General features: G+C 76.4%; 3 protein-coding genes and 1 pseudogene. All 4 read right to left on the bottom strand.

Features of this window, described 5'->3' with window-relative positions; translation table 11 throughout:
- The coding region (locus tag C7C45_RS35365; protein WP_146247472.1) for a type I polyketide synthase at positions 1 to 6734 on the bottom strand (6734 nt) is incomplete at its 3' end.
- On the bottom strand, positions 6734 to 11290 hold the full coding sequence (locus C7C45_RS32015; RefSeq protein WP_110568516.1) for a type I polyketide synthase: 4557 nt from the start codon (positions 11288 to 11290) through the stop codon (positions 6734 to 6736). The genes C7C45_RS35365 and C7C45_RS32015, both read right to left, overlap by 1 nt.
- 5 nt (positions 11291 to 11295) lie before the next feature.
- Positions 11296 to 16608, bottom strand: a pseudogene (locus tag C7C45_RS32010) (SDR family NAD(P)-dependent oxidoreductase); the annotation flags it as partial.
- Complete coding sequence (locus C7C45_RS32005) at positions 16598 to 17845, bottom strand: activator-dependent family glycosyltransferase (protein ID WP_110568506.1); 1248 nt, start codon at positions 17843 to 17845, stop codon at positions 16598 to 16600. The pseudogene C7C45_RS32010 and the gene C7C45_RS32005, both read right to left, overlap by 11 nt.
- Positions 17846 to 17856: the final 11 nt, after the last annotated feature.

Raw genomic sequence — 17856 nt, 5'->3', positions numbered from 1 at the left:
TCCCCGATCGAGTGACCGGCCACCCGGTCGGGCACCACGCCCAGCGACTCCAGCAGCCGGAACTGGGCGACCTCGACCGCGAACAACGCGGCCTGGGTGTACCGGGTCTGGTCGAGCAGGGCCGCCTCCGGGCTGCCCTCCTCGGCCAGCAGCAGATCCTTGAGGGGTCGGTCCAGGTGCGGGTCCAGTTCGGCGGTCACCTCGTCGAGGGCCTTGGCGTACGCCGGGAACGCGGCGGCCAGGTCGCGTCCCATCCCGGGCCGCTGCGAACCCTGCCCGCTGAACAGGAAGGCGGTCGCGCCGCCCGGGTCGGCCACGCCGGTGACCACGCCGGCCTCGTCCGCGCCGTCGACAAGCGAGACCAGGCCGTACAGGAAGTCGCCACGGTCGGCGCCGAGCACCACGGCCCGGTGTTCCAGCGCGGCCCGGCCGACGGCGGTGCTGTACCCGATGTGCACCGGCTCGTCGTCGGTCTCGTCGACGAAGGCGAGGTAGCGCTCGGCCTGCGCGGTCAGCGCCTTGCGGGTACGCCCGGAGAGCAGCCACGGGATCAGCGGCGGCTCCGGGGTGACCGTCCCGGCCGGGGCGGGTTCCGGGTCGCCCTCCTCGAGGACGACGTGCGCGTTGGTGCCGCTGACCCCGAACGACGACACCGCGGCGCGGCGCGGGCGGCTGTCGCGCGGCCAGGGCCGGGCCTCGGTGAGCAGTTCCACCCGCCCGGCGGTCCAGTCCACGTGGCTGGTCGGCTCGGTGACGTGCAGCGTGGCGGGCAGCGTCTCGTGCCGTAGCGCCTGCACCATCTTGATCACACCGGCGACCCCGGCGGCGGCCTGCGCGTGCCCGATGTTCGACTTGAGCGAGCCCAGCCACAGCGGCTCGTCGCGGTCCTGGCCGTACGTCGCCAGCAGCGCCTGCGCCTCGATCGGGTCACCGAGCGCGGTGCCGGTGCCGTGCGCCTCCACCGCGTCCACGTCGGCGGCGGACAGCCCCGCGCCGGCCAGGGCCTGCCGGATCACCCGTTGCTGGGCCGGGCCGCTCGGCGCGGTCAGCCCGTTGGACCGGCCGTCGGAGTTGACCGCCGAGCCGCGCAGCACGGCCAGCACCGGGTGCCCGTTGCGGCGGGCGTCGGACAGCCGTTCCAGCAGCACGACGCCGGCGCCCTCGGCCCAAGCGGTGCCGTCGGCCTCGGTGGAGAACGACTTGCACCGGCCGTCGCGGGCCAGGCCGCGCTGGCGGCTGAACTCGACGAACGTCTCGGGCGTGGCCATCACGGTGACCCCGCCGGCCAGGGCCAGCGAGCATTCGCCGGAGCGCAGCGCCTGAGCCGCCCAGTGCATCGACACCAACGACGAGGAGCACGCGGTGTCCACGCTGACCGCCGGGCCTTCGAAGCCGAAGTGGTGGGCGACCCGGCCGGACACCACCGCGCCTGTCGAGTTGCTGGCCACGTAGTCGTGGTACTGCACGCCGACGAAGACACCTGTGGGGCTGCCCTTCACCGCGAGCGGGTCGATTCCGGCGCGTTCCAGTGCCTCCCACGAGACCTCGAGCATCAGGCGCTGCTGCGGGTCGACGGTGGGTGCCTCGCGCGGCGAGATGCCGAAGAACCCGGCGTCGAAGTCGCCCGCGTCGTACAGGAAGCCGCCGGTGCGCACGTACGAGGTGCCAGCCCGGGTTCCGTCCGGGTCGTGCAGCCGCGCCACGTCCCAGCCCCGGTCGGCGGGGAAGTCACCGATCGCGTCGACGCCGTCGGCGACCAGGTCCCACAGGTCCTCCGGGCCGCGTACGCCGCCGGGCAGCCGGCAGGCCATGCCGACTACCGCGATCGGGTCGTCGGCGACCGTCGGGGTGACCGCCGCCGTCTCCCGCGGTTCGCCGGCCGCGCCGAGCACCGACAGCAGGTGCTCCGCGACCGCGGTCGCGGTGGGGTGGTCGAAGACCAGGGTGGCCGGAAGCCGCAGCCCGGTCGCGGCGGCCAGTTGGTTGCGCAGCTCGACCGAGGTGAGCGAGTCGAAGCCGAGGTCGTGGAACTCGCGGTCCGGGGCGACGGCGACACCGGACGGGTGGCCGAGCACCGCGGCGACAGTGGCCCGCACCAGGTCCAGCAGTACCGGCAGCCGGTCGCCGGGGGCGAGCGCGGCGATGCGGGCGGCGTAGCCCTCGGCCGGTGCGGCGACAGCGGTACGGCGGGTGACGCCGGCCGGTACGCCGGGCAGCCGGGCGGGGTCGAGCCGGGCCGCGACCACTGTCGCGCCGGTCACGCGGAGCGCGGCGTCGAACAGCGCGAGCCCGTCGGCGGCGGACAGCGGCAGCACCCCACCGCGGGCCATCCGGGCCCGGTCCGCGGCGGTGAGCCCGGCGGTCATGCCGGTGTCCCACTGCCCCCAGGCGATCGCGAGCGCCGGGCGGCCGTCGGCGCGGCGGCGCTCGGCGAGGCTGTCCAGCACCGCGTTCGCCGCCGCGTAGTTGGCCTGCCCCGGCGCGCCGAACGTACCGGACAACGACGAGAACAGCACGAACGCGTCCAGGTCGGCGTCGGCGGTCAGCTCGTGCAGGTGCAGCGCGCCGGCCGCCTTGCCGGCCAGCGCCGCGTCGAGCCGGTCCGGGGTCAGCGCGGTGAGCACGCCGTCGTCGACCACGCCGGCGGCGTGGACCACCGCGCCGAGCGGACGGTCGGCGGTCAGCTCGGTCACGACCCGCCGCAGCGCGTCACGGTCGGCCAGGTCGCAGGCGTGGGTGGTGACCCGCGCACCGAGCTCGCTGAGCTCGTCGATCTGTGCGGGGTCGGCTGCCCGGCGGCCGAGCAGCGCCAGGTGGCGGACGCCGTGCCGTTCGACCAGGTGCCGAGCGAGCAGACCGCCGATCGCGCCGGACCCGCCGGTGAGCAGCACCGTCCGCTCCGGGTCGAAGCCGGTGGCGGCCGGCGTCACGGCGGGCAGCCGGGTGACCCGCGGCACGTACGCCGCCTCGTCGCGCACCACCACCTGCCCCTCGCCGACGGACGCCGCGAGCAGCACCGCGGCCTCGCCGTCGGTGTCGGTGTCGGCCAGCAGGAACCGGCCCGGGTGCTCGGCCTGGGCAACGCGCACGAGTCCCCAGACGGCCGCGCCAGCCGGGTCCGCGGCGTCCGGTCCGACCGCGCGCCGGGTGACGAACGCGAGCCGCGCGCCGGCCGGCCGGTCGGTGGCGAGCCAGTCCTGCGCGGCGGCCAGGGCCCGGCGGGCCTCGGCGTGCACCGCGGCTGCTCCGGCGGCGGCACCGGCGCCGAACCGGACGATCTCGACGGTGCCGGGCTCGGTGCGACCGCTCGCCGGGACCCAGCGCAGGTGGTGCAGCGGCGGGACCGCGGTGACCGGCGCGACCGGCCGGAAGGTGACCGACTCGACGGTGGCGACCGGCTGGCCGGCCGGGTCGAACAGCACTCCGGTGTACGTGTCGCCGCCGCGTGCGGTGAACCGGGCCCGCAGCCGGGTGGCGCCTGTCGCGTGCAGCGTGACACCGGACCAGGCGAACGGGAGCCGCGCGGCGCCGTCGCCCGGCTCGTGGAGCAGGGCGTGGCCGAGCGCCTGGGTGGCGGCGTCGAGGACGGCCGGGTGCAGCGCGAACCCGGACCCGAGTTCCGGCGGGTCGACCTCGGCGTACACGTCGTCGCCGTGCCGCCAGGCGGCGCGCAGTCCGGCGAACGCCGGACCGTACCCGAGACCGGCGTCGGCGAGCGCCGCGCCGAGTGCGGTGACGTCGAGCGGGGTGGCGCCGTGCGGCGGCCACGCCAGCGGTGCCGGCGCGGGGGCCGGCGCGACGGTGAACAGGCCCCCGGCGTGCCGGGTCCACCCGTCGCCGTCGAGGGCGAACACACCGAACGGGCGGGCGCCGTCCGGGTCGGCGCCGCCGATCACCACCTGCACCCGCACCTCGCCGTCCGCGGTGAGACGCAGCGGGGTATGCAGGGTCAGTTCGCCGATCCGGGCGTGGCCGATCTGGTCGGCGGCGCGGACGGCCAGTTCCAGGTACGCGGTGCCGGGGACGACGATCTCACCGTGCACGACGTGGTCGGCGAGCCAGGGCTGCGCGGCGACCGACAGCAGGCCGCTGAGCACCACGCCGTCGGTGCCGGCGACCACGGTGACCGCGCCGAGCAGCGGGTGACCGGCCGGGTCGAGGCCGAGCGCGGCGGCGCCGCCGGTGCTGCGGCTACGGCCGTCGAGCCAGTACCGCCGCCGCTGGAAGGGGTAGGTGGGCAGGTCGACGCGCCGGGTACCGGGGAAGTACGCGGCCCAGTCGACGCTCGCACCGTCGGCCCACACCGCGGCGATCGCGGCCGGGACGTCCCGACCCGCCACGACGGTGACCGCGTCGTCGTCACCGGCCCGGATCGGGCCGCTCAGCACCGGTTCCGGGCCGATCTCGACGAACCGGCCGCCGGGCAGTGCGCGCACCGCGTCGTGGAACCGCACCGTGTCCCGGATCTGGCGTACCCAGTAGCCGGCGTCCACCGGCCCGACCCGGGCACCGGTCACCGTGGAGATCCATTCGATCCGCGGCGGGTGGCTGGCGACACCGGCGGCGACCTCCGCGAAGCCGGCCAACGCGGGCTCCATCAGCACCGAGTGGAAGGCGTCCGAGACGGTGAGCCGACGTTGGTCCACGCCGAGCGCCGCGACGGCGGCCGACACCCGCTCGTCGGTGCCGGACAGCACGACCGAGTCGGGGCCGTTGATCGCGGCCACGTCCACCCCGGTCGCCCGGGCCGCCTCCTCGGAGACCTTGACGACGGCCATCACGCCGCCGGCGGCGACCGCACCCATCAACCGGGCGCGCTCGGCGACCAGCCGGGCCGCGTCGGGCAGGGTCAGGACCCCGGCGACGTACGCGGCCGCGAACTCCCCCACCGAGTGACCGACCACCGCGTCCGGGCGGATCCCCCACGATTCGAGCAGCCGCGACAGGGCGACCTGGTAGGCGAAGAGGGCGGGCTGCGCGTTGCGGGTGTCGTCGAGGGCGGCGTCGTCCCAGGGGGCCAGTTCCCGCACCTCGTCCCAGGCGCTGGCGAAGGCCGGGTACCGCTCGTACAGGTCAGCGCCCATGCCGGCGCGCTGGGCACCCTGACCCGGGAACACGAAAACCGTCCGCGCGTCCCGCGCGACCACCGGCACCGCGTCGCCGCCGGTCCACGCCGCGCGGACCTTGAGGGCGGCGTGCGACGTACCCAGGGAGAAGCCCACCTCGGCCGGGTCGGCGCCCCCGGTCAGCAGCGGGCGCAGCGCCTCGATCCGGGCCCGCAGGGCCTCCGGACCGCGCGCCGACACCGGCAGGGGCACCGGACCGGAGATCACCGGACCGGCCGGCGCACGGTCGACGGGCTCGTCCACCGGCGCTTCCTCGACGATCACGTGCGCGTTCGTGCCGCTGATCCCGAACGACGACACCCCGGCGCGGCGCGGGCGGTCCCCGGCCGGCCACGGCTGCTCCTCGGTCAGCAGCGCCACGGTGCCCGCCGACCAGTCGACGTGCGACGACGGCCGATCCACGTGCAGCGTGCGCGGCAGCATCCCGTGGCGCAGCGCCTGCACCATCTTGATCACGCCGGCCACCCCGGCGGCGGCCTGCGCGTGGCCGATGTTCGACTTCAGCGAGCCCAGCCAGAGCGGCCGGTCCCGGTCCCGGCCGTACGTGTTGATCAGCGCACCGGCCTCGATCGGGTCACCCAGCACGGTGCCGGTGCCGTGGCCCTCGACCGCGTCCACGTCGGCGGTGCCCAGCCCGGCCGCGTTCAGCGCCTGCCGGATCACCCGCTCCTGGCTGACGCCGTTCGGCGCGGTCAGCCCATTGGACGCACCGTCCTGGTTGATCGCCGAACCGGCCAGCACGGCGAGCACCGGGTGGCCGTTGCGGCGGGCGTCGGAGAGCCGTTCGAGCAGCAGCAGGCCGGCTCCCTCCGCCCAGCCGGTGCCGTCCGCACCGTCGGCGAACGACTTGCAGCGGCCGTCCGGGGCGAGGCCGCGCTGCTTGCTGAACGCGACGAACGGTCCCGGGGTGGACATCACCAACACACCGCCGGCCAGCGCCAGCGAGCACTCGCCGGTGCGCAGGGCCTGCGCCGCGACGTGCAGCGCGACCAGCGACGACGAACAGGCGGTGTCCACCGTGACGGCCGGGCCCTCCAGCCCGAGCGCGTACGAGATGCGGCTGGAGATGACCGACGCGGCGTTGCCGGTGCTCAGGTAGGGAGCGACCGCCTCGCGGGAGGCGTCGTCCAGGTCGTCGTAGTAGTCCTGGTTGCCGCTGCCGACGAAGACGCCGACCGGTTGCCCGGCCAGCGAGTCCGGGGCCAGCCCGGCGCGCTCAAGCGTCTCCCAGGCGAGTTCCAGCAACAGCCGCTGCTGCGGGTCGAGCGCCAACGCCTCGCGTGGTGAGATGCCGAACAGGTCGGCGTCGAACTCGGCGACCGCGTCGAGAAAACCGCCCGCACTGACGTAGCTCGCCTCGGCCAGGTCGACCGGCCAGCCGCGGTCGGCGGGGAACGCGGCGACCGCGTCACCGCCGCGCTCGACCAGCCGCCACAGGTCCTCGGGACTGCGTACGCCGCCCGGGTAGCGGCAGCCCATGGCGACGATCGCGACGGGCTCCGGCGGGGCCGACTCCACCTCGCGCAGCCGTTGCCGGGTCTTGTGCAGGTCGGCGGTGACCCGCTTCAGGTAGTCCAGCAGTTTGCCGTCGGTGTCCGGGGTGGCCATCAGCCCAGCTCCTTGTCGATGAAGTCGAAGACGTCATCCGCCGTGGCGGAGGCGAGCCGGTCGGCGAGCGGTTCGCGGTCGGGCTCGGCGACGGCCTCGGTCAACCGGGTCACCAGTGCCTGCAGGCGGGTGGTGATCCGGGTCTGTGCGATGTCGGCGGGGGTCAACGCCGACACGGCCGCCTCGAGGCGGTCCAGGTCGGCGAGCGGGTCCGGGCCGGCGAGCGGGTCCGGGCCGGCGCCGCGGCCCAGCCGGGCACCGAGGTGCGCGGCGAGCGCGGCGGGGGTGGGGTGGTCGAAGACGACGGTGGCGGGCAGCGGCAGGCCGACAGCGGTGGCGAGCCGGTTGCGGAACTCGACCGCGCTGACCGAGTCGAACCCGAGGTCGGTGAAGGCGAGCCCCGGGTCGACGGCGGCCGGGTCTCGGTGGCCCAGCACGCCTGCCGCGGCGGCCCGTACCAGCGCGGTCACCTCGCGGTCACGCTCGGCCGGGCTCAGCGCGGCCAGGCGCGGCGCGGTGTCCGCCGGTGGTGCCGGGTCGGCGGGCAGCAGGTCGCGCACCAGCGGGCGGGGCCGGGCCAGGGTGTAGACCGGGCCGTACCGTTCCCAGTCGATGTCGGCGACCACCAGATGCGGTTCCCGGTCGGGGTGGGCCTCGGCGAGCAGGCCGACGGCCACCCGCGGGTCGAGTCCGCCGATGCCGAGCGCGCGCAGGTGCTCGTGCGCATCGTCGGCGACCATGCCGCCGCCGGCCCACGGTCCCCAGGCGAGGGCGGTGGCCGGTCTGCCGGTGGCCCGCCGCCGGGCCGCGAGCGCGTCCAGGTAGGCGTTCGCCGCGGCGTATCCGGCCTGACCGGCGGTGCCCCAGACCGCCGCGCCGGAGGTGAACAGCACGAACGCGTCCAGCGGCCGGTCGCCGAGCAGCTCGTCCAGCAGCCGGGCACCCTCGATCTTGGCCCGGCCGGCGGCGATCAGGCCGGCGATGGTCAGGCCGGTCAGCGGCGTCTCCGGGCCGAGCGTCCCGGCGGCGTGCACCACCGCGTCCGGCGGGTGCTCGTCCAGCAGGGCCCGCAGGGCCTCGCGGTCGGTGGTGTCGCAGGCCGCGACGGTCACCTCGACGCCTCGGGCGTGCAGGTCGGCCACCAGGTCCGGCACGCCCGGCGCGGCCGCGCCGCGGCGGCCGGTGAGCACCAGGCGGGTGGCGCCGTGATCGGCGAGCCACCGGGCGACGTGCGCGCCGAGGGCGCCGGTGCCGCCGGTGACCAGGACCGTGCCCCGGGGCTGCCAGGGCCGGCCGGTGGCCGGTTCGGCACGCGAGAGCCGCCGGGCGTACAGGCCGCCGGCGCGCAGGGCGAGCTGGTCCTCGGTGCCGGTCAGCGCGGCCAGCAGCCGGGCGGCGTCCGGGACGTCGCCGTCCGGCAGGTCGATCAGCCCGCCCCAGGCGGCCGGGCGGTCCAGCGACTGCACCGCGCCGATCCCCCACAGGGTGGCCTGGTGCTCGTCCGGCGGCGCGTCGTACCTGTCGACGGCGACGGCCCGGGTGGTGACGGCCCAGAACGGCGCGTCCAGGCCGGCGTCGGCGAGCGCCTGGAGGAGGGTGACGGTGGCGGCGGCGCCGTGGGTCAGGCCGCCGGCGGGGTACGGCCGGTCGTCGGCGGCCAGCAGCGACAGGACCCCGGCCACCGGGCGGTCCGCGGCGAGCGCGGTCAGCCTCGCGGTCAGCGCCGCCCGGTCCTCGCCGGCCTCGATCGGGGTGAGGTCGCCGCGGGCGAGCAGGCCGGCGGCGAGCGCGGACGGTGGTCCGGCGGGCAGGGCGAGCAGCCACCCGCCGGCCGGTGCGCCGGCCGGTTCGGCGATGCGTTCCCAGCGCACCCGGTAGCGCAGGTCCGCGGCGGGGTCGGCCGCCGGGGTGACGTTCCACCAGAAGCGCTCCCGCTGGAACGGGTAGGTGGGCAGGTCGAGGCGGACGTCCGGGGTGCCGAGCAGGCCGTCCCAGTCCGGGTCCACGCCGCGGACGTGCAGCCGGGCCAGCGCGGTCAACACCGCGGTCGCGTCGTCGGTGTTCCGGCGCAGCAGCGGGATCACGGTGGCGTCGTCCGGCAGGCAGGCGGCGGCCGGGCCGGTGAGCACCGCGTCGGGCCCGATCTCCAGGAAGGTGGTGGCGCCGTCGGCGGCCAGGGCGGCGACCGCGTCGGCGAAGAGCACCGGCTGCCGGGCCTGACCGGCCCAGTAACCGGCGTCGGCCGTCGTGAGGCGGGCTCCGGTCACTGTCGACACCAGCGGGATCCGGGCGGGCCGGTGGTCCAGCCGGGCGGCGGCCGCGCGCAGGTCGTCGAGCATCGGTTCGACAAGCGGGGAGTGGAAGGCGTGCGAGACCCGCAGCGGGGTGACCCGGCGACCGTCGGCGGCGAAGCGGGCGGCCAGCGCGTCCACCGCCGGCCGGGTGCCGGAGAGCACCACCGAGCCGGGCGCGTTGACCGCGGCCAGGCCCACGCCCGCGCCCAGCAGCGGGGTGACCTCGGCCGCGGTGGCCTGGACGGCGGTCATCGCGCCGTTCGCCGGCAGCGCCTGCATCAGTGCCCCGCGGGCCAGCACCAGCGCGCACGCGTCGTCCACCGACAGCATCCCGGCGGCGCACGCGGCGGTCACCTCGCCCACGGAGTGCCCGGCGACCAGGTTGGGTCGGATTCCCCAGGATTCCAGCAGCCGCACCAGGGCCAGCTCGGTGGCGAACAACGCGGCCTGCGCGTAGCGGGTCCGGTCCAGGTCGGCCGGGTCGTCCAGCACCTCGCGCAGCGGGCGGGGCAGGCCGCGGTCGAGCCGCTGGCAGACGTCGGCGAACGCCTCGGCGTAGGCCGGGAAGAGTTCCGCGAGACGGGCGCCCATGCCGGGCCGTTGCGCGCCCTGCCCGGTGAAGAGGAAGGCCAGTTTCCCGCGTACGGGGGCACCGGTGACCACCCCGGCGGCGGGGGTCGCGGCGGCCAGCGCGGCGAGTCCGGTGGCCGCGTCGTGCCGGTCGGCGGCCGTCACCACGGCCCGGTGCGGCAGCACCGCCCGTCCCGCCAGGGTGGCGGCGAGGGCCGCGAACGGTGCGTCGCCGGTGACCACCGGGAGTAGCTGGGCGGCCCGGGCGCGCAGCGCCTGCGGGCTGTGCGCGGAGATCAGCAGCGGCCGGACGGGCAGCGCCGGCCCGGCGGTGGCGGGGGCCGGCGGCTCCGGGGCGGTGTCCTCTTCGATCACGACGTGCGCGTTGGTGCCACTGAACCCGAACGACGACACCGCGGCGCGGCGGGGACGGCCTGTCTGCGGCCACTTGCGGGCCTCGGTGAGCAGTTCGACCCGGCCGGCCGACCAGTCCACCTTGGGGGTGGGCCGGTCGACGTGCAGGGTGCGGGGCAGGGTCGCGTGGCGGATCGCCTGCACCATCTTGATCACCCCGGCCACTCCGGCGGCGGCCTGCGCGTGCCCGATGTTCGACTTCAGCGAGCCCAGCCACAGCGGCTCGTCGCGCTCCTGGCCGTACGTCGCCAGCAGCGCCTGCGCCTCGATCGGGTCGCCCAGCACGGTGCCGGTGCCGTGCGCCTCGACGCAGTCCACGTCGGACGGTCGCAGGCCGGCGTCGGCGAGCGCGGCCCGGATGACCCGTTGCTGGGCGGGCCCGTTCGGGGCGGACATGCCGTTGGAAGCGCCGTCGGAGTTGACCGCGGTGCCGCGCAGCACGGCCAGCACCGGGTGCCCGTTGCGGCGCGCGTCGGACAGCCGTTCCAGCAGCAGGATGCCGGCGCCCTCGGCCCAGGCGGCCCCGTCGGCGGCGGCCGCGAACGACTTGCACCGGCCGTCCGGGGCCAGGCCGCGCTGCCGGCTGAAGTCGAGGAACAACTCCGGGGTGCCCATCACGGTCACGCCGCCGGCCAGCGCCAGCGTGCACTCGCCGGAGCGCAGCGACCCCACCGCCTGGTGTACGGCGACCAGCGACGACGAGCAGGCGGTGTCGAGCGTGACGGCCGGACCCTCGAACCCGAAGCTGTAGGCGATCTGCCCGGAGACCATGCTGCCGGTCGGGCCGCCGCCGGCGTAGTCCTGGTACATCACCCCCGCGAAGACGCCGGTACGGCTGCCGGCAAGGGTGGCCGGGTCGATGCCGGCCCGCTCCAGCGCCTCCCACGAGGCTTCCAGCAGCAGCCGCCGCTGCGGGTCGGCGCGCTTCGCCTCGTTCGGGCTGATGCCGAAGAACGATGCGTCGAAGTCCCCCGCGTCGTAGAGGAAGCCGCCGTGCCGCACATAGGTCCGGTCCGCCCGGCCGGGTTCCGGGTCGAAGATCCGGTCGGTGTCCCAGCCCCGGTCGGCCGGGAACTCGCCGATCGCGTCGGTCTCGTCCGTCACCAGCCGCCACAGGTCCTCGGGCGAGCGGACCCCGCCCGGGTAGCGGCACGCCATCGCCACGACGGCGACCGGCTCGTGCGCACGGTCCTGTGCCGCGCGCAGGTCCCGCCGGGCCTGCTGGAGTTCCGTGGTGGCGCGTCGCAGGTAGTCGCGCAGTTCGTCGGCATCGGCCATGGTGATCACCCCCGTCCTGTCACGCCGAGCTCGGAGTCGAGGGCGGCGAAGAGTTCCTCGTCGGTGGCGTCGCGCAGGTCGCGGGCCTCGGCCGCGGTGCCCGGGTGCGCGGCCCGCCAGGTGCGCAGCAGCGTGTCGAGCCGGTCGGTGACCTCGTCGTGCAGCGCCGGGTCGCGGCCGGCGGCGGCCTCGGTCAGCCGGGCGGCCAGCCGGTCCATCGCGTCACGCAGCCCGGTCGGTTCGTCGCCCTGCGACGCGGCCGGTTCCGAGGCCGCGTCGCGGGCCAGGGTCGCGGCCAGGTGCCGGGCGACGTCGGCCGGTGACGGGTGGTCGAAGATCAGCGTGGCCGGCAGCCGGATTCCGGTCGTCGCGGTGAGCTGGTTGCGCAGTTCGACGGCTGCCAGCGAGTCGAAGCCCAGGTCGGTGAAGGCGGCGCGCGGGTCGACGTGGTGCCCGGCGTCGTGCCCGAGCACCGTGGCGACCCGCTCGGTGACCAGGTCCAGCACCTGCCGGTCCCGGTCGGCGGGAGCCAGGCCGGCGAGCCGGCGCAGCAGGGCCGGTCCGGTGCCGGCCGGTGCGGTCGCGGCGGCCGGGCGGGCCGCCGCGGCGCGGGCGTGGCCGCGCAGCAGCGCGGGCATCTCGTCGGTGCGGGCCCGCAGCGCGGCCGGGTCGAGCCGGAGCGGCACCAGGTGGGCCTCGCCGCTGACCATCGCCTCGTCCAGCAGGGCCAACGCGTCGGTCACCGGCAGCGCGGGCAACCCGGCCCGGTCCAGCCGCCGGCGGGCGGTGTCGTCGAGGTCCCCGGACATCCCGGCCGGCTGGTCCCACAGGCCCCAGGACAGCGCCAGCGCGGGCAGCCCGGCGGCGCGGCGGTGCGCGGCGAGCGCGTCCAGGAACACGTTCCCGGCGGCGTACCCGGCCTGACCACCGGCGAGCACCAGGCCGCCGGCCGACGAGAACAGCACGAAGGCGTGCAGCGGCCGGTCCAGGGTCAGCTGGTGCAGGTGCCAGGCGGCGTCCACCTTGGGCCGCAGCACCCGGTCCAGCTCCGCCGCGTCGTGTTCGGCGAACAGTCCACCGCCGGCCACCCCGGCGGCGTGCACCACCGCGCTCAGCGGGCGGCCGTCGAGCAGCGCGGCGACCGCGGGGCGGTCGGTCACGTCACAGGCGACGATGTCGACGTGTGCGCCGAACCCGGCCAGGTCGGCGGCCAGCTCGGCGGCACCCTCGGCGTCCGGGCCACGTCGGCTGGTCAGCAGCAGGTTCCGTACGCCGTGTCGGCTGGCCAGGTGCCGGGCGACCAGGGCACCGAGCCCGCCGGTGCCACCGGTCACCAGCACCGTGCCGTCCCCCCAGCCGGTGCCGCCGCTCGCGTCGGTGTCGTCGAGGCCGGTGTCGGGCGTCGCCCGGCGCGGGACCAGGCGCGGCACCAGGGCCTGCCCGCCGCGCAGCGCGATCTCGGGTTCCGCTGCGGCGGCCGCGGCGAGCAGGTCTGCGGTGGGGTCGTCGGTGTCGATCAGCACGATCCGGCCGGGGTGCTCCGCCTGGGCGGCACGCACCAGCCCGTGCACCGGGGCGGTCACCGGGTCGACGGCGGCGTCCCGGGTGACCACGGCGAGCCGGGTGCCGGCGAACCGGTCGTCGGCGAGCCAGTCGCGCAGGTCGGCCAGCACCCGGGCGGCCAGCTCGCGGGCGGCGTCCGGGACCTCACCGGCGGGACGGTCCGCGTCGTACAGCACCAGGGCCGGCACCGAGCCGCCGGCACCGACCTCGGCGCGCAGCGCGGCCAGCGGAAAGGAGGCACCGGTGTGGTCGAGCCGGAAACCGGTGCCGGTGCGGACGACCGGGCCGGGACCGGGGGCGGGCAGGGTCACCGGGGTCCACTCCACGCGATGCAGGCGGCCGGTGCGGGCGGCGCCACCGGCCAGGACGTCGGCCGCGACCGGTCGGGCCAGCAGGGCGGCCACGCTGACCAGTGGAGCACCGGCGTGATCGGTGAGGGTGAGCGTCATGGCACCGGATTCGAGGTGGGTCAGTCGCACCCGGGCTGCGGTGGCGCCGGGGGCGTGCACGGTGACACCGGTCCAGGCGAACGGCAGCCAGACCCGGCCGTCGTCCGGGGCACCGCCGGCACCGGCCATGGCGGCGTGCAGGGCGGTGTCGAGCAGGGCCGGGTGCACGCCGAACCGGGCGGCGTCCGCGGTGGCATGCTCGGGCAGCGCGACCTCGGCGTACACCTCGGGACCGTGCCGCCAGACGGCGCCGGTGCCCTGGAAGACCGGGCCGTAGGCGTAGCCGAGGCCGGCGAGCCGGTGGTAGAGGTCGTCGGTGGTCTCCTCGACGGCGTCGGCGGGCGGCCACGACGGGTCGGCCGGCTCCGGCACGGCACCGGTACGGGCCAGCAGGCCCCGGGCGTGCCGTTGCCACGGTTGGTCGTCGCCGCCTCGGGAGTGCACCTCGACCGGACGGCGGCCGGTCGCGTCGACCGGCCCGGCGGTGACCCGCACGGTCACCGGCCCGGCGAGTACGAGCGGCGTCTCGCAGGTCAGCTCGTCCAGGTGCGGCAGACCGGTCTCGTCGCCGGCGCGCAGGGCCAGCTCGACCAGCGCGGTGCCGGGCACCAGCGGGTGACCGTCCACGACGTGGTCGGCGAGCCACGGGTGGGTGTCGGTGGAGAGGCGTCCGGTGAGGACGACGCCGTCGTCGCCGAGCGGCAGCACCGCGCCGAGCATCGGGTGACCGGCGGGGGTGAGCCCGGCGGAGGTCAGCGTGCCGGTGAGGGCCGGCCGCCAGTACCGCTGGTGCTCGAACGGGTAGCCGGGCAGGTCGACCCGGTCGGCCGGGACGTCGTTGACGGCGGTCCAGTCGACGGCGGTGCCGTGCGTCCAGGCGGTGGCGACCGCTTCGATCAGGGCGTCCGCCTCGTCGCGCCCGGGGCGGGCGGTGGCGACCGCGACGGCGTCGTCCACGCCGGCCCGCACCAGCCCGGTCAGCACCGCGTCCGGTCCCACTTCGAGGAAGCGGAAGCCGGCCCGGGCCTGGACGGCGTCGTGGAACCGCACGGTGGCGCGCAGCTGGCGCACCCAGTAGCCGGCGTCGACGGCGTCGAGGCGCTCCCCGGTCACCGTGGAGATCCACTCCAGCCGGGGCGGGTGGTGGGTGACGGCCGTGGCGACCGACGCGAACCCGTCCAGGGCGGGCTCCATCAGCGCCGAGTGGAAGGCGTCCGACACCGGCAGCGGACGGGCCCGCACGCCGAGCCGCTCGACGGCGGCGGTCACCCGCTCGCGGGTGCCGGACAGCACGACCGAGCAGGGGCCGTTGACCGCGGCCACGTCGACGCCTGTCGCGCGGGCGGCGGCCTCACCGACAGGTACGGCGGCCATCACGCCGCCGGCGGCGACGGCACCCATCAGCCGGCCGCGCTCGGCGACCAGGCGGGCGGCGTCGGCGAGCGAGAGCACCCCGGCGGCGTACGCGGCGGCGAACTCCCCCACCGAGTGCCCGATCACCACGTCGGGGCGGACACCCCAGGAGTCGAGCAGGCGGAACAGGGAGACCTGGTACGCGAAGAGGGCCGGCTGGGCGTTGGCGGTCGCGTCGAGGTCGGCGGGGTCCCAGCCGATCAGCGCCCGCACCTCGTCCCAGGCGGCGGCGAAGACCGGGAAGCGGGCAACCAACCGCTCACCCATGCCGGCGTGCTGCGAGCCCTGCCCGCTGAACAGGAAGACCGTCCCGGTGGTGCGGGCCTGCACCGGTTCCACGGTCGCGAGCGCCGCCCGCGCGTCCGGCAGGGTGGCGGCGACGACGGCGGCGCGCACCGGCAGGGCCGCGCGGCGGGCCAGGGTGTTGGCGATCCCGGCGAGCGGTGCGCCGGCCTCGGCCACGTGTCCGGCGATCGTGCGCAGCGCGGCCGGGGTGCGGGCGGACACCGGCAGCACCAGCGGGCCGGCGGGCGGCGCGGCCGGGACCGGTCCGGGGTCGTCGCCCTCCTCCAGGATGAGGTGCGCGTTGGTGCCGCTGAACCCGAAGGACGACACCGCCGCGCGACGCGGACGCTCACCGGCCGGCCACGGCTGCTCCTCGGTCAGCAGCGCGACGTCGCCGGCCGTCCAGTCCACGTGCGACGACGGCGTACCCACGTGCAGGGTGCGCGGCAGTGTTCCGTGCCGCAGCGCCTGCACCATCTTGACCACCCCGGCGACCCCCGCGGCGGCCTGGGTGTGCCCGATGTTCGACTTGAGCGAGCCCAGCCAGAGCGGCCGGTCGCGGTCCTGGCCGTACGTCGCCAGCAGCGCCTGCGCCTCGATCGGGTCACCGAGCGCGGTGCCGGTGCCGTGCGCCTCGACCGCGTCCACGTCGGACGCCCGCAGGCCGGCGGCGGCCAGGGCGTCGGCGATGACGCGCCGCTGCGCCGGGCCGTTCGGGGCGGACAGGCCGCTGGTGGCACCGTCGGAGTTGACCGCCGAGCCGCGCACCACGGCCAGCACCCGGTGCCCGAGCCGGCGCGCGTCGGTGAGGCGTTCCAGCACCAGCACCGCGGCTCCCTCGGCCCAACCGGTGCCGTCGGCGTCGTCCGAGAACGATTTGCAACGTCCGTCCGGGGCGAGTCCGCGCTGCCGGCTGAAGTCGATGAAGGTCTCCGGGGTCGCCATCACGGTGACCCCGCCGGCCAGGGCCAGCGTGCACTCGCCGGACCGCAACGATCGGGCGGCGAGGTGCAGGGCGACAAGCGACGACGAGCACGCGGTGTCGACCGCCAGGGCCGGGCCGTGCAGGCCGAGGTGGTAGGCGACCCGGCCAGGCACGGCGCTGCCGAGCGCGTTGCTCTCGGCGTAGTCGTGGTACATCACCCCGGCGAAGACGCCGGTGCGGCTGCCGGCCAGGCCGGTCGGGTCGATGCCCGCGTGTTCCAGCGCCTCCCACGAGACCTCCAGCAACTGCCGCTGCTGCGGATCCATCTCGCGCGCCTCGCGCGGGGCGATGCCGAAGAACGCGGCGTCGAAGCCGGCCGCGCCGGTCAGGAACCCGCCGTGGCGCACGTACGTCCTGCCGGGCCGTCCCGGTTCGGGGTGGTACACGGCCTCGGTGTCCCAGTGCCGGTCGGTAGGAAACTCCCCGATCGCGTCGCCACCGGCGGCGACGAGTCGCCACAGGTCCTCCGGCGAGTGCACGTCGCCGGGCAGCCGGCACGCCATGCCGACGACGGCGACCGGTTCGTGCTCACGCTGCTCGGCCTCGGCCAGCCGGCGGCGGGTGTCCCGCAGGTCGGCCGTGGCCCGCCGCAGGTATTCGAGCAGCCGCGGGTCATCGGCCACCGATCCGGCCCTTCTCCCCGGCGGCGGCGAGCGCCTCGATCTCGGGCACCAGGTCGCGGGGGCTGGGGGTGGCCAGCATCTCCTTCTGCGCCTGGGTGGCGGCCTCGGCGTACGCCGGGTCGTCCAGCACCCGGGCGAGCTGGGCGACCAGGTTCGTGCCGTCCGCGACCAGCCCGGCGCCCTTGGCGGTGACCTCGCGCATGATGCCGGTCTCGCCCCAGATGTTGCCGGGGATGCCGACCTGCGGGACGCCGTGCACGACGGAGGCGTTGACGGTGCCCATGCCGCCGTAGTGCACGACCGCGGCGCAGCTGGGCAGCAGCGCGTTCAGCGGGACGTAGTCGAACAGCCGAACGTTGTCCGGGATGGTGGTGCCGGGCGGGATCTGGTCGGCGTTGAGCGTGGCGATGACCTCGATGTCGAGTTCGGCGATGGCGCTCAGCAGGCCGCCGATGTCGCCGCCGTCCTCGCCGCCGAGCGCGCGGCGGGTCTGGCCGAGGGTGAGGCAGACCCGGCGGCGCTTCGGCTTGCGGCGCAGCCAGGCCGGGATCACGCTGGGCCCGCTGTACGGCACGTGCCGCACCGGTCGGTAGTCCACTGGGGCGTCGACCCGTAGCCAGGCCGGGATGGGTTCCAGGGTGGCCTGGCCGACGACCATCTCCTCGTCGAACTCGTGGCCGTACCGGGCGAGCTTGCCACCCAGGTAGTCGGCCAGCGGGTCCGCGCCGTCCGCGCCGCCGAGCCGGTGGAACACCGCACGCATCCGGGCCCAGTGGTCGGGGGCGGGCACGATCCGCACGTGCGGCAGGCCGAGAGCGCGGGCGGCGACCGGGGCGGCGTAGTTGTGCGCGTCCCACAGCACCAGGTCGGGCTTCCAGACCTTGGCGAACGAGACCAGGTCGCCGAGCATGTCGTCGCCGGCCATGTACTCGCACACCACGGACGTGTACGCGGTGAACACCTCCCGCACGTACGGCAGGGTGAGTTTCGCCGGGTCGGTCTCGGTGATGTCCACGCCCAGCCCGTACGGGGTGTCCGAGGTGTCCAGGTTGCCGCGGGCGGTGGCCAGCGCCTCGCCGACCGCGACCGCGGTGAGGCCGGTCTTCTTGGTCGCCTCGAGAAGGTTGGGCTGGGTGGCGACGCAGACCTCGTGGCCGGCGGCGCGCAGTGCCCAGGCCATCGGCACGAGGTTGTAGAGGTGCGAGTTGATCGCGGAGGTGGTCACCAGCACGCGCATGAGTTCTCCCG

Source organism: Micromonospora arborensis (genome assembly GCF_003205615.1).
Lineage (GTDB): Bacteria > Actinomycetota > Actinomycetes > Mycobacteriales > Micromonosporaceae > Micromonospora > Micromonospora arborensis.
Note: the sequence above shows the minus strand (reverse complement) of the source record. Positions and strands in the feature narration are given on the sequence as shown.

What these genes read in the sequence shown, in the direction of transcription:
- C7C45_RS32005 (WP_110568506.1), bottom strand. Translation starts at nt 17,845, where the DNA reads ATGCGCGTGCTGGTGACCACCTCCGCGATCAACTCGCACCTCTACAAC.
- C7C45_RS32015 (WP_110568516.1), bottom strand. Translation starts at nt 11,290, where the DNA reads ATGGCCGATGCCGACGAACTGCGCGACTACCTGCGACGCGCCACCACG.